At 60.7% G+C, this 13,810-nt stretch carries 10 protein-coding genes and 1 pseudogene; 8 read left to right on the top strand and 3 right to left on the bottom strand.

Translation table 11 applies throughout. The annotated features are described in order from the left end of the window. The first annotated feature begins 9 nt into the window (after nucleotides 1-9). Both JGC47_RS13205 and JGC47_RS13200 read left to right on the top strand, forming a co-directional pair. Entirely contained in the window at nucleotides 10-4,257 is a 4,248-nt protein-coding gene (locus tag JGC47_RS13205; RefSeq protein ID WP_004159529.1) for an RHS repeat-associated core domain-containing protein, read from the top strand. 1 nt (nucleotide 4,258) lies between these two features. Beyond that, nucleotides 4,259-4,663 (top strand): hypothetical protein, encoded by a 405-nt coding sequence (locus JGC47_RS13200; protein ID WP_013035886.1) that lies wholly within the window; start codon nucleotides 4,259-4,261, stop codon nucleotides 4,661-4,663. Nucleotides 4,664-4,726: 63 nt separating this feature from the next. Here the strand turns inward: JGC47_RS13200 and JGC47_RS13195 are convergent, their stop codons facing one another. Next, on the bottom strand, nucleotides 4,727-5,014 hold the full coding sequence (locus JGC47_RS13195) for a SymE family type I addiction module toxin (protein WP_004159528.1): 288 nt from the start codon (nucleotides 5,012-5,014) through the stop codon (nucleotides 4,727-4,729). Nucleotides 5,015-5,334: 320 nt separating this feature from the next. Here JGC47_RS13195 and JGC47_RS13190 point away from each other — a divergent pair, with 320 nt between their 5' ends. Continuing rightward, complete coding sequence (locus JGC47_RS13190) at nucleotides 5,335-5,562, top strand: type II toxin-antitoxin system RelB/DinJ family antitoxin (protein WP_004159527.1); 228 nt, start codon at nucleotides 5,335-5,337, stop codon at nucleotides 5,560-5,562. Further along, a complete protein-coding gene (locus JGC47_RS13185; protein ID WP_013035888.1) occupies nucleotides 5,552-5,788 on the top strand; it encodes a type II toxin-antitoxin system RelE family toxin in 237 nt (78 codons plus the stop codon). The genes JGC47_RS13190 and JGC47_RS13185 overlap by 11 nt, the downstream gene beginning before the upstream one ends. On the opposite strand, the gene JGC47_RS13180 is transcribed toward JGC47_RS13185, so the two are convergent. Beyond that, nucleotides 5,775-5,993 (bottom strand): hypothetical protein, encoded by a 219-nt coding sequence (locus JGC47_RS13180; RefSeq protein WP_004159522.1) that lies wholly within the window; start codon nucleotides 5,991-5,993, stop codon nucleotides 5,775-5,777. The two genes, JGC47_RS13185 and JGC47_RS13180, sit on opposite strands and share 14 nt — an antisense overlap. Nucleotides 5,994-6,320: 327 nt before the next feature. Here JGC47_RS13180 and fhuA point away from each other — a divergent pair. The 4 genes and pseudogenes from fhuA to fhuB all read left to right on the top strand — a co-directional run bounded on the left by fhuA (nucleotide 6,321) and on the right by fhuB (nucleotide 12,248). After that, nucleotides 6,321-8,536, top strand: a pseudogene (fhuA, locus tag JGC47_RS13175) (ferrichrome porin FhuA). Nucleotides 8,537-8,584: 48 nt separating this feature from the next. Beyond that, nucleotides 8,585-9,379 carry a Fe3+-hydroxamate ABC transporter ATP-binding protein FhuC gene (fhuC, locus tag JGC47_RS13170; RefSeq protein WP_004159512.1) on the top strand — a complete coding sequence of 265 codons (795 nt, stop codon included), beginning with the start codon at nucleotides 8,585-8,587 and terminating at the stop codon, nucleotides 9,377-9,379. Between the two features lie 14 nt (nucleotides 9,380-9,393). Then, complete coding sequence (fhuD, locus tag JGC47_RS13165; RefSeq protein WP_004159509.1) at nucleotides 9,394-10,272, top strand: Fe(3+)-hydroxamate ABC transporter substrate-binding protein FhuD; 879 nt, start codon at nucleotides 9,394-9,396, stop codon at nucleotides 10,270-10,272. Beyond that, nucleotides 10,272-12,248, top strand: a complete 1,977-nt coding sequence (gene fhuB, locus JGC47_RS13160) for a Fe(3+)-hydroxamate ABC transporter permease FhuB (RefSeq protein WP_004159505.1) — start codon at nucleotides 10,272-10,274, stop codon at nucleotides 12,246-12,248. Before fhuD ends, fhuB begins: the two co-directional genes overlap by 1 nt. Nucleotides 12,249-12,289: 41 nt before the next feature. Here fhuB and hemL read toward each other — a convergent pair whose 3' ends face one another. Next, the gene (gene hemL / locus JGC47_RS13155; RefSeq protein WP_004159504.1) at nucleotides 12,290-13,570 is read right to left on the bottom strand and encodes a glutamate-1-semialdehyde 2,1-aminomutase; all 1,281 of its coding nucleotides are present in this window, start codon (nucleotides 13,568-13,570) and stop codon (nucleotides 12,290-12,292) included. Nucleotides 13,571-13,810 lie beyond the last annotated feature (240 nt).

Genomic DNA, 13,810 nt, shown 5'->3' with positions numbered 1-13,810 from the left:
GAACTTATCATGAGTGAAGCCGCACGCGTCGGCGACGCCATCGGCCATTCCTCCGCGCTGGCCGGGATGACGGGCGGCACCATAGTCGGCGGGCTGATTGCCGCCGCCGGCGCCGTGGCCGCCGGGGCGCTGTTTGTCGCCGGGCTGGCCGCCTCCTGTCTTGGCGTTGGCGTCTTGCTGATGGGCGCCAGCCTGGCGGTGGGCTATCTCACCGGGGAGGCGGCCACCGCGGCGCGCGACGGCATGGCCGCTGCCGGGGCGGACAGACGGTCCGCTTCCGGCCAGATACTGACCGGCTCACCGAACGTGTTTATCAACGGCAAACCGGCGGCCATCGCCACCGTCAGCCAGGCGGGCTGTGACCGGGACGGGCCGACGATGCAGATGGCGCAGGGCTCCGCCCGGGTGTTTATCAACGGCCAGCCCGCCGCGCGCGTCGGCGACAAAACCAACTGCGGTGCCACGGTGATGGCAGGCTCGCCCAGCGTGCGCATCGGCGGCGGCACCGCCACCACGCTGACGATAAAACCCGAAGTGCCGGACCGGGCCTATAAGGCCTCGGACCTGACGCTGCTGTTTGCCGGGCTGCTTGGCGGCGCGGGCGGCGCGGCCGGCAAGGCGGGCAAACTGGCTGAACTGCTGAGCAGGCTGCCCGGCATCAACAGGCTTGGCCAGGTGGCCTGCCGCTTCGGCGTGCTGATGACCGCCAGCGCGGCGGCGGGCATCATCGCCCGCCCGGTGGATATCATCAGCGGGCAGAAGTTTCTCTCCGGCGACGACGAGCTGGACTTTGTGCTGCCGTCGCGCCTGCCGGTTGAATGGCAGCGCTACTGGCGCAGCGGCAACCCGGCGGAAAGCGTGCTGGGGCGCGGCTGGAGCCTGTTCTGGGAAAGTACCCTCCAGCCTTACGCCGACGGGCTGGTGTGGCGCGCGCCGTCCGGCGACCTGGTTTCGTTCCCGATGGTGCCGCGCGGCCATAAAACCTGGTGTGAAGCCGAAAAGTGCTGGCTGATGCACAACGCCGACGACAGCTGGCAGCTGTTCGACGTCAGTGAACAGGCCTGGCACTATCCGCCGCTGGACGCGCAGTATCCCGCCCGCCTGAGCATGGTGACCGACGCCGGCGGCAACGCCACCTCGCTGTTTTACGACGAGCAGGGGCGGCCGGGCGAACTGGTGGACAGCGCCGGCCAGCGCCTGAGCTGCCGCTACCTGACGACCGCCGGCGGGCATTGCCGCCTGAGCGCGGTGCTGCTGCATACCGCGGACGGGGAGCACACGCTGGTCAGCTACGGGTATGACGACGACGGGCAGCTCGCCAGCGTGCGCAACCGCGCCGGCGAGGTCACGCGCCGCTTCACCTGGCATGACGGGCTGATGGCCAGCCACGAGGATGCCAACGGGCTGCGGAACGAATACCGCTGGCAGGAGATTGACGGCCTGCCGCGCGTCACCGCCTGGCGGCACGGCGCCGGGGAAGCGCTGGCGCTGCACTACGACATTAACGGCGGCACGCGCCGGGCGGTGCGCGACGACGGCATGCAGGCGTGCTGGCAGCTGGACGACGACGACAGCGTGGCGCAGTTCACCGACTTTGACGGCCGCAGGCTGGCGTTTATCTACGCGCGCGGCGAGCTGTGCAGCGTGCTGCTGCCGGGCGGCGGCCAGCGGCACAGCGAGTGGGACCGCTACGGGCGACTGCTGAGCGAAACCGACCCGTCAGGGCGTAAAACCACCTGTCAGTATGCGCGTAACAGCGACCGTCTGGTTTCGGTCACCCATCCCGACGGCAGCCGTGAGTGCCAGTCATGGGATGACAGGGGGCGGCTGATTACACAGAGCGACGCGCTGGGAAACACCACGCTTTACCACTACCCGGACGGGGAAGAAAGCTTACCGGCGCGCATCACCGATGCCCTCGGCGGCGTGGCGCGGCTTGAGTGGGACGGCCGGGGGCTGCTGACGCGCTATACCGACTGTTCCGGCAGCGTCACCGCGTACGACTATGACATTTTCGGCCAGCTCACCGGGCGCACCGATGCGGAAGGCAACGTGACCCGCTACCGCCGGGATACCGCCGGTCGCCTGCAAACCCTGCAGCACGCGGACGGCAGCGAAGAGCACTTCGTCTGGAACGAACGCGGGCAGCTGGCGCGCCATCAGGACCCGTCCGGCAGCGAAACGCAGTGGCGCTACAACCTGCTGGGCCAGCCGGTCAGCGTCACCGACCGCATCAACCGCACGCGCCACTACCACTACGGCCCGCGCGGCTGGCTGACGCGGCTGGAGAACGGCAACGGCGGCGAGTATCAGTTCAGCTACGATGCTGCCGGGCGCATCACCGCCGAACGCCGCCCGGACAACACCGACCACCTCTATCGCTACGGCGCGGACGGCCAGCTTGCCGAACACCGGGAAACCGGCCCGCAGAACAGCCTTGCGCCGCCCGCGCACCGCCTGCACCGCTTCCGCTTTGACGAGGCGGGCCGCCTGGCGTGGCGCGGCAACGACAGCGCCGAATGGCAGTATCACTACGATGCCGCAGGCAGGCTGACCCGGCTTGTGCGTACCCCCACGGCCGCCGGGGCGGAGCTGGGGATTGAGGCGGACAGCGTTGAGCTGCAGTACGACAAAGCGGGTCACCTGCTGTGCGAGCGCGGCGTGAACGGCGCGCCGGTCTACAGCCGGGACGCGCTCGGCAACCTGCAGGCGCTGACGCTGCCGCAGGGCGACCGCCTGCAGTGGCTGCACTACGGCTCCGGCCATGCCGGCGCGCTGAAATTCAACCGGCAGGCGGTGAGCGAATTCACCCGTGACCGCCTGCACCGTGAAACCGGGCGCAGCCAGGGCGCGCTGCACCAGCAGCGCCGCTACGATGCGTCCGGCAGGCGCAGCTGGCAGAGCAGCACTTTCGGTGACGGCCAGATAACCCGGCCGGAAGACGGCATGCTGTGGCGGGCGTTCCGCTACACCGGGCGCGGCGAGCTGGCGGGCGTCAGCGACGCGCTGCGCGGCGAAGTGCACTACGGCTACGACGCCGAAGGCCGCCTGCTGCAGCACCGCGAGCTGCAGTCCGGCAGGACGGGCAGCCGGCTGGTGTATGACGCCGCCGACAACCTGCTGGGCGGGCAAAGCCCGCACGACGACCCGGAACGGCCGCCGCCGCCGCCGCAGAGCAGCAACCGTCTGCCGCACTGGCAGCGGCTGTTCTACCGCTACGACGTCTGGGGCAACCTGGTCAGCCGCCGCCACGGCCTCAACGAGCAGCATTACACTTACGACGCCGACAACCGCCTGATACGGGCGCGTGGCTCCGGTCCTCAGGGCGAGTTCAGCGCGCAGTACCATTATGACGCGCTGGGCCGGCGCAGCCGCAAGGAGGTCACCTTCGCGGGCAAAGCCCCGCAGACCACGCGCTTCCTGTGGCAGGGCTACCGGCTGCTGCAGGAGCAGCGCGCCAACGGCACACGGCGTACCTGGAGCTATGACCCGGAAAGCCCGTGGACGCCGCTGGCGGCCATCGAGCAGGCCGGGGAAGGGCCACAGGCGGATATTTACTGGCTGAACACCGACCTCAACGGCGCGCCGCTGGAGGTGACCGACGCCGATGGCAGGCTGCGCTGGTCGGGACAGTACGACACCTTCGGCAGGCTGCAGGGCCAGACGACGGCCGGTGCGGCACAACGCACGGGGCCGGTTTACGACCAGCCGCTGCGCTACGCCGGGCAGTATGCTGACAGTGAAACGGGACTGCACTATAATCTGTTCCGGTACTACGAGCCTGACGTTGGCAGGTTTACGACCCAGGACCCTGTGGGGCTGGCGGGGGGCCTGAACCTGTATGCGTATGCGCCGAATCCGTACGGGTGGGTGGATCCTCTTGGTTTAACGAAATGTTCGCCGAACAAGAAAACGACTTATGAAGGTGTCAGCCGCAGAGATGCACTCAGGCAGGCTAAACGTGATGCGGGCATACCTAATAACCAGCAGCCTTCAAAGATTGTCAGACCAGAGCTAAGAGATGGTAACGGCAACATAATGATTGGCAAAAATAATCAACCAATCAGGACTAGAGAATACCATTTTGTTAATAAAGACAATAAAACTGTGTTGATTCAAGAGCATAGTTTAGGCCATCAAAAAGCTGTTCCCGGACACGGTGCAGAGCCGCATTTTAATACCAGAAGTATTGATAGGCCAGATGCAGGAAACTTTCCCGAAACACACGGGCACTACAATTTTCCGTGGAGTTATTAGTATGAATCTTATTGATGTGATTGGTTATAATAATTTTTTGAAAAGTCTGTTCCCTAACGGAATGGACGATAATGTCCTAATAGGGAAGCTTTCTTTTGAGTTAGGCGGTAGGTTTGGGGTGAGTATCCACACAAAACAAAGACCTGCTAAAGAAGTGCCCAAGTGGGGTAAGTGGGGCGTAGATTATAATGTGATAGTTATACATCTTTTGGGTGGAAAGGGTGAAGTTGTTAATATAAAAAATTGGAATGATGTTGAATACTCATCGGTATATTTAAAAAAATGTGACGCTGGGTTTAGCATTCAACAATCAGGTGCATCGCATGATATTTATTTTTTATTCGATGCTTTAACTTTCCAGAATTGCAGTACATATGTTGATAACACGGATATCTCGGATATTTAAAAGTAAAATTAGAGCCGGAAGCGATCTCCCCGATCCTTCCGGCCCTTTACCTTCAGCCACCCTTCACGCCAGCATGGCGATCATCCGCTGCTTAGCCTGCTCCAGCTCTTCATGCTGCGCCTTAAGCTGCTGTTCCATTGCTCTTAGCCGCCTCTCCTCGCGGCTGGCGGGGATCGGCAGCAGACAGCCGTCCGGCACCGTCAGATTAACGCCAGTTCCCACCGCAATACCCGCCTCCGCCAGCCACTTGTCCGCAATACTGACCTGTGGCGCGTCGCGTTCGCCGCCCTTCGGGCGGTAGCCGACGATAACGCGGCGCTCGTTTTGGACATTCCCCGTTCTGACCTGCATCGTCATTCGCTCCCGGTTTGTTGCCTGTGGTTAGCGGGCTGGCGGTTCGTTGAAAAACCGTTTTCACGGGGGAACAGGATCGTGAGAAGGCATCGCGCCAGACGTCATGCCGGAGTGAAAGGTGTTGCGTGATAAAACGCATCGGGCAGTGCACTGCGCCCATGCCGCGATCGGCCTTCGTCACGTTCGTCAGGCAGTCAGACTAAGAAAGGCTAAGCCTCCCGGTCACTGTCGGTAAAAAAGGAGTTACGAACGACGTGTAATGCTGTAATGCATTACGGTTAACTCATTACGGCAGAGATATCAGGGCAACATTAAACGTGCGGCTGGATGACAAACTGAAAAGCAAAGCCTGTGCAGTTCTGGATGAACTGGATGTATCGCCAACGGAGGCGGTCCGGCTGTTGTTCCAGTATATAGCGGAAAATGAGCGCCTACCGCTGAAAGCGCTGACGGTAAGTGATGAAAAAGACGCGCTGCTGAAAACGGTTCGCGAAAGGCTGGCATCGCTACAGAAGGGAATAAAGGTAACGCTGGATAAGCTATGAACTGCTCTTCGATCCCTGGGCCTTAAAAGAGTGGAAAAAACTGGGCGCAACGGTTCGGGAACAGTTCAAAAAGAAACTGGCGGAAGTGCTGGTAAACCTGCAGGTGGAATCAGCCAGGCTGAGAGATCACCCGGACTGCTGCAAAATAAAGCTGAAATCATCGGGTTATCGTCTGGTATATCAGGTTCAGGATGAACAGCTGGTAATGTTGGTTATAAGCGTTTGACAAGTTTCTCGTCCATGGTCAGGACAACGCTCACTGAAAGCAGCGCGAGGGAGTGACTGTTAGTCAATGCTGACAGCGTGGCGAGGTCGTGCGCAAACAAACTTTCGGCTTCCTGCTGATGGTGCTGCCAAACCAGCTTCTGAGCAGTTCTGAAAGGGGCGTGTTGCCCCGGCTCCAGCCTGTGGCCGCTTAGTCTCCGGACCACTTCTCCTGACAAGAAGCCATGTGGATCAGCTTCGTTTTACAGATCGGACGGTCATTCTTACCTGTTGCGGCGCAACAACGCTGCATGAGGGGGGGGGTTATGGCATCCGCCGTCAGGACAGTTGGCGTTCTTTGCCGTGACCCGCATTTTCACCTCTGAGACCGGGCGGAGTCAGGCTTAATCAGGCCTGAGATGCCGCAGCAGAAGCTCACGCCTGCCACGGGTTTTTCCTTGCGGAACGCGCTTCGTTTCGCATATTATCCGGGCGTTATAAGAATAATTATCGTTTCGTTTCCCATTCAACAATTCTTTTACCAGAGAAAGATCATGGCGAGTACGCGCACAATATCCTCACCTTTTTCATTTATTAACCCGGTCAAACGCCCGCTTTCGCTGCTGATTGCCCTGTCTTTGGCCAGCGGAGCGGCCATTGCCGCCGAGCAAACCATCACCGTTAATGCTAACGCCAGCAGTGAGGCAGCGGAAAGCGCCTGGGGGCCGTCCGCCACCATTGCCGCGAAACGCAGCGCTACCGGGACCAAAACCGATACGCCGATTGAGAAAAATCCGCAGTCAGTTTCGGTCGTGACGCGCCAGGAGATGGATATTCATCAGCCCGCGTCGGTGAAAGAGGCGTTGGGCTATACGCCAGGGGTAATGGTCGGTAACCGTGGGGCATCCAGTGTGATTGATGCTCTGTCGATCCGCGGCTTCAGCGAAACCAACACCAATCAGTATCTCAATGGCCTGAAGCTACAGGCTGATAACTACTCTGAATTTGCCATTGATCCGTATTTCCTGGAGCGTGCAGAGCTGCTGCGCGGTCCGGTATCGGTGCTGTATGGGAAGAGTAACCCCGGCGGCGTGCTGGCGATGGTCAGCAAGCGCCCGACCACCGAAACCCAGCGTGAAGTACAGTTTAAGATGGGCAGTGATAATCTGTTTTCGACCGGGTTTGATTTCGCTGATGCGCTGGACGACAGCGGCGAGTTCTCTTACCGTCTGACCGGCCTGGCGCGCAGCGCGGACGCCCAGCAGCAGATGAACAAAGAGAAGCGTTATACCATTGCGCCTTCCTTTAGCTGGCAGCCGGATGAAAAGACCAATTTTACCTTCCTGAGCTATTTCCAGAATGAGCCAGAAACCGGCTACTACGGCTGGCTACCGCGTGAGGGCACCGTGGTGCCCATCACCGATGCTAACGGCAATCCGCACAAGCTGCCGACCCATTTCGATGAAGGCGAGGCCAGCAATAAAATCGCACGCAACACGAAAATGGTGGGTTACAGCGTTGATCATGCCGTGAACGATAGCTGGACGGTGCGCCAGAATCTGCGTTACTCCCGGTTGCGGACTCATTATCTCAGTATCTATGGCGATGGCCTGAACACCGTCAATAACACCATCAATCGTGGCTATGCGCGCTCTCAGGAGCAGCTCAACCAGTTTGCCGTGGATACCCAGGCCCAGGCTAAATTTGCCACCGGGCAGTGGGATCACACATTACTGGCCGGCGTGGATTATCAGCGTTCGCGCAACGATATTGACGCCATTTTTGACGCAGCGGCACCGCTGGATGCCCTGAACCCGCAGTATGGTAACGACCAGCCAACCGCGCTTTACAGCCCTTATCAGTATCTGAATAAGCAGTAGCAGACGGGCCTGTATGCGCAGGATCAGATGGAGTGGGACCGCTGGGTACTGACGCTGGGTGGCCGCTACGACTACCTGATGATGTCAGCGTTTGACCGTAACGGCAGTGAGAAAAAGACTCATGACCAGGCTTTCACCTGGCGCGGCGGTTTGAATTAGGTGTTTGATAACGGGATCGCCCCGTACTTCAGCTACAGCGAATCCTTTATTCCCAACGCCGGAACCACGCTTACTGGTGATACGTTCCAGCCATCACGCGCGAAGCAGTATGAAGCTGGGGTGAAATTTGTGCCGAAAGATCGGCCGGTCGTTATCACCGGTGCGGTTTATCAGCTGACCAAAAACAATAACCTGATGGGCGATCCGACCGCGCCACTGTTCAGCGTGCAGGGCGGCGAAATTCGCTCTCGCGGCGTTGAATTTGAAGCCAAAGCGGCGGTTAATGCCAACGTTAATGTGACCGCTTCTTACACCTATACCGATGCGAAATACACCGAGGATAACTATCTGCGGGGTAAAACTCCGGTACAGGTGCCGAAGCATATGGCATCGTTCTGGGGGATTACACCTTTAATCAGACTGCGCTGTCTGGCCTGACGCTGGGTACAGGGCTACGCTATATCGGCGCGAGCAAAGGGCTGTACCGCCCTAATGTTGGTAATATTGACAATGGTGATAATCAGAATCAGAACTTTGACGTGGCCGGTTATACGCTGGTTGATGCTGCGGTGAAATACGATCTGGCCCGTTTTGGCTTGCCAGGTTCCTCCATCGGGATTAACGTCAACAACCTGTTTGACCGCGAGTATGTCGCCAGCTGCTATCGCGAACATGCCTGCTACTGGGGGGCCGAGCGCCAAATCGTCGGTACGGCGACCTTCCGTTTCTAACTTTTTGACCGGGCGCGGTTCGCCGCGCCCGCCTGGCAGAAGAAAACCATGTCTCAACCGCACGCAACAGAAACCACCTTCACGCTGGATAACGTCAGCTTCAGCGTTCCGGGCAGAACCCTGTTACAGCCCCTGTCGCTGTCCTTTCCCGCCGGAAAAGTCTGTGGCCTGATCGGGCATAATGGCTCCGGGAAATCGACCCTGCTGAAAATACTTGGCCGCCATCATGCCGCTACGGCGGGGCAGGTAGTGCTGAACCAGCAGCCGCTGGCTGGCTGGCACAGCAAGGCATTTGCCCGTGAAGTTGCCTATCTGCCCCAGCAGCTGCCTGCCGCCGAAGGGATGACGGTGCGCGAGCTGGTGGCGATTGGTCGCTATCCGTGGCACGGGGCGCTCGGGCGCTATGGCGCAGAAGATCGCCAGCGGGTTGATGAGGCTATCGCTCTGGTCGGGCTGAAACCTTTCGCTCAGCGGCTGGTGGACAGTCTGTCCGGCGGAGAGCGGCAGCGTGCATGGATTGCCATGCTGGTGGCGCAGAACAGTCGTTGCCTGCTGCTGGATGAGCCGACTTCGGCGCTGGATATCGCCCACCAGGTTGAGGTGCTGGCGCTGATCCAGCGTCTCAGTCGTGAACGCGGCCTGACGGTGATTGCCGTGCTGCACGATATCAATATGGCTGCCCGCTACTGCGACAGCCTGGTCGCGCTGCGCGCCGGGGAGGTGATTGCTCAGGGTACTCCTGGCAGCATCATGCAGGCTCCGGTACTGGAACAGATATACGGCATCCCGATGGGGATTTTACCGCACCCGCAGGGCGGGGCGCCGGTCAGCTTTGTTTACTAAGGATTGATATCGTGATGCCGGATTTACCGCGTCGCCGTCTGTTAACGGCTCTGGCTTTTTCACCGCTGCTGGCACGGCTTCCCGGCGTTGCGCACGCCGCCGGCGAACCGCGGGTTATTGCGCTGGAGTGGCTACCGCTCGAACTGCTGATGGCGCTGGGCGTCACGCCGCTGGGGGCGGCAGAGCTGTACAATTACCGTTTGTGGGTCGGCAAACCCGAGCTGCCGCCGTCGGTGGTGGATGTCGGGCTGCGTAGCGAACCCAATCTTGAACTGATCACCCAGATGCAGCCGTCACTGATCCTTTTTTCACAGGGATACGGCCCCGATCCCGCGCGTTTACAGCGTATTGCGCCGGGCATGGGTTTTGCTTTCAACGACGGTAGCGGTAAACCGTTGACCGGCGCACGCCATGCGCTGATGGCGCTGGCAAATCGTATCGACCGCGTGCCACAGGCACAGGCGCACCTGGCGCAGCTGGATGCGCTGATGCAGCAGGTTAAACAGCGGCTGGCTACCCGTGCTCATCGTCCGCTGTTGCTGATGTCGATCCTTGATGCGCGTCACGCCATTGTGTTTACTGCCAATGGCCTGTTCCAGGAAGTCATGGATCACCTCGGGCTGGAAAACGCCTGGAAGGGTGAGAAAACGTTTTGGGGAAGTGCGGTGATTGGTATTGAAAGGCTGGCAAAGCTGGGCGATGTAGAAGCTATCTGCTTCGAACACGGCAACGAGAAGCTGATGCAGCAGGTCAGCGCCAGCGCGCTGTGGCAGTCGATGCCGTTCGTGCGTGAACGGCGTTTCAGGCAGGTGCCGCGCGTCTGGTTCTATGGTGCCACGCTGTCGGCAATGCGGTTTATCCATTGCCTTGACCGTGTGGCGGGGGAGGAATGATGCGTCCGTCTGGTCTGTCACTGCTGCTGCTGCCGCTGTTGTTTATTGCGGCGCTGGCGTTGACCCTGTTTAACCTGCAACAACATTTGCCCGTTACACGGTGGCTCAACGCGCTCAGTTCTCCCGATAGCAACCATATCGAGCAGATGGTGTTTCATTACAGCCTGCTGCCGCGTCTGACGCTGTCGCTGTTAGTCGGAGCCGGTTTGGGGCTGGCCGGGCTGCTGTTTCAGCAGGTGCTGCGTAATCCGCTGGCAGAGCCAGCGACTCTTGGCGTTGCCAGCGGCGCTCAGCTGGGGCTGACGGTGGTTACCCTGTGGGGAGCCGCCGCAAACGTGGTGCCGCAGCCGCTGGCGGCGCTGATCGGCGCGGTGCTGGTCGGAGTGATTGTGTTTGGCGTTGCCTGGGGAAAACGCCTGTCACCGGTCACGCTGATCCTGGCCGGACTGGTGGTATCGCTCTACTGCGGTGCGGTCAATCAGATCGTTGCCATCTTTAATCACGACCAGTTACAGAATATGTTTCTCTGGAGCAGCGGTTCGCTGAATCAGATGGACTGGAGCCGCGTGGCGTTCCTCTGGCCGTATCTGCTGTGCGGGCTGCTACTGACGCTGCTGTTACTGCGGCCGATGACCTTAATGGGGCTGGATGACGGCGTAGCCAAAAACCTTGGGTTGGCGATTTCGCTGGCGCGTATTGCCACGCTGGCGTTGGCAATTGTGCTCAGTGCTGCGCTGGTCAACGCCGCCGGGATTATCGGTTTTGTCGGGCTGTTTTCACCGCTGCTGGCAAGAATGCTCGGCTTCCGTCGCCTGTTCGGCCGTCTGATGGCTGCACCGTTGATCGGGGCGCTGCTGCTATGGCTGGCGGATCAGTCAGTGCTGTGGTTAACCGGTCGTATCGGGGAGATCTCTACCGGGACGGTGACTGCGGTTATCGGCGCGCCCCTGCTGCTGTGGCTGCTGCCGCGTCTGCGCAGCGCAGCGCAGCCTCCGGCGCTGGATCTTGGCGACAAAGTGCCTGACGAACGCCAGCGGGTGCTGTGGTGGGCGCTGTTGGGCGGGGGCATTCTGCTGCTGTTGATAGCGGCGGCGCTAAGCGTTGGCCGCAGCGCCGACGGCTGGGTATGGGCCAGCGGCGAACTGTGGCAGCAGCTGCTGCCGTGGCGGGGGCCACGGCTGGTGGCGGCGCTGGCAACCGGCATGATGCTGGGCGTGGCGGGCTGCGTGGTACAGCGTTTGACCGGCAACCCGATGGCCAGCCCGGAAGTGCTGGGGATCAGCTCCGGGGCGGCCTTTGGCGTGGTCATCATGCTGTTTATCGTCCCCGGTGATGCTTTTGGCTGGCTGCTGCCGGCCGGCAGCCTGGGGGCCGCCTTAACGTTGTTAATTATCTCTGTCGCCGCCGGGCGCGGTGGTTTCTCGCCCGAGCGCATGCTGCTGGCCGGAATGGCGCTCAGTACCGCATTCACCACCCTGATGATGCTGCTGCTGGCCAGCGGCGACCCGCGTATGCGGGGCATCATGGCGTGGATGTCGGGTTCCACCTACCCTGTTGATGCTTTACAGGCGCAACGCACGCTGGTTATCGCCCTGCTGCTGCTGGCAGTGGTGCCGCTGTGCCGTCGCTGGCTGACCATTCTGCCGCTGGGAGGCGTTACCGCTCGTGCGGTGGGGATGGCGCTGACGCCGTCACGTCTGGCCTTACTCCTGTTGGCAGCAGGATTGACGGCAGCGGCGACCCTGACTATCGGTCCGTTGAGTTTTGTCGGGCTGATGGCGCCCCATATGGCACGGATGCTGGGCTTCCGGCGCGCATTACCACAGCAGGTGATGGCGGCATTATTGGGCGGCGGGCTGATGGTGATGGCGGACTGGTGCGGACGGATGTTGTCGTTCCCGGATCAGATCCCGGCAGGGCTGCTGGCCACCTTTATTGGCGCCCCGTACTTTATCTATCTGCTACGTAAGGTCTGAGGCAGCGCGGCGGGCGGCCTGTTGCCGTCCGCCTCGTGAGATTACAGTTTGGCGAAGCTGCGGCGGGCGGCATCGACCGTGTGCTGAATATCCGCCGGGCCGTGTGCCAGCGACATAAATCCAGCTTCAAATGCCGACGGTGCCAGATAAACGCCTTCTGCCAGCATCAGATGGAAGAAACGTTTAAAGCGCTCGACGTCACAGCGCGTCACGTCGGCATAGCGGGTCACGCTGGCGGCATCGGTAAAGAACAGCCCGAACATGCCGCCAACGTGGTTGACCACCAGCGGGATGTTTTCGGCTTTCGCTGCCGCCAGCAGGCCGTCAGCCAGCTGGTTGGTCAGTTCGGTCAGGGTCGCATGCGTGCCGGGCCGGGCGACTTCAGTCAGGCAGGCAAAGCCCGCGGCCATCGCAATCGGGTTGCCCGACAGCGTACCGGCCTGATAAACCGGGCCACCGGGCGCCAGCGCTTCCATCACTTCGCGGCGACCACCAAATGCCCCCACCGGCATCCCGCCGCCGATGATTTTGCCGAGGCAGGTCAGATCCGGCTCGACGCCATAATAAGCCTGAGCGCCGGCCAGCGCCACGCGGAAGCCGGTCATCACTTCATCGATAATCAGCAGCGCGCCAAATTCATCGCACAGCGCGCGCAGCCCCGGCAGGAACTCTGGCAGCGGCGGCACGCAGTTCATATTGCCGGCCACCGGCTCGACGATAATGCAGGCGATTTCCTCCGGGTACTGTTTGAAGGCATCCCGTACCGAGGCGAGATCGTTATAGGTGCAGGTCAGCGTATGTTTGGCGAAGTCCGCCGGTACGCCGGGGGAGTTCGGCTGGCCGAGAGTTAATGCGCCGGAACCGGCTTTCACCAGCAGACAGTCGGCATGACCGTGATAACAGCCCTCAAACTTAATGATTTTGTCGCGGTGGGTAAAGCCACGCGCCAGACGGATGGCGCTCATCGTGGCTTCGGTGCCTGAGTTGACCATGCGTACCATATCCATCGTCGGCACCAGCCCGGTGACCAGCGCGGCCATTTTGACTTCCATCTCAGTAGGTGCGCCGAAGCTAAGACCGCGTTCGGCCGCCTCGATCACCGCATGGCGGATCGCCGGGTGGTTATGGCCCAGCACCATTGGCCCCCATGAGCCGACGTAGTCAACATAGGCTTTACCGTCAGCGTCATACAGGTAAGCCCCGTTGGCACGCTCGATAAACAGCGGCACGCCGCCCACGCCGTTAAAGGCACGCACCGGGGAATTAACGCCGCCGGGGATGAACTGCTGCGCCTGAGCGTACAGGTTTTCAGACTTACTCATGGAACCGCTCCTGATCGTTGGGGTAAAAACGCCTCTATTCTAAGGGAACTTCACCGTCCGGCGAAAGGCCGCTGTGCTAAGGCAAGATTTGGTCGCCATTATTTTATCACTGAGGAAGTGTCATGCTGTGCTATCGTCTGATCAGGCATGCGCGCCGGGGGCGGCAACACTTGATTGCTGTATCTGGCTATTAGATAATGAGCGCAATTATGGTCGAATAATGACCTGTCAGGCACCCGG

The organism is Erwinia amylovora (assembly GCF_017161565.1).
Taxonomy (GTDB): Bacteria; Pseudomonadota; Gammaproteobacteria; order Enterobacterales; family Enterobacteriaceae; genus Erwinia; species Erwinia amylovora.
Note: the sequence above shows the minus strand (reverse complement) of the source record. Positions and strands in the feature narration are given on the sequence as shown.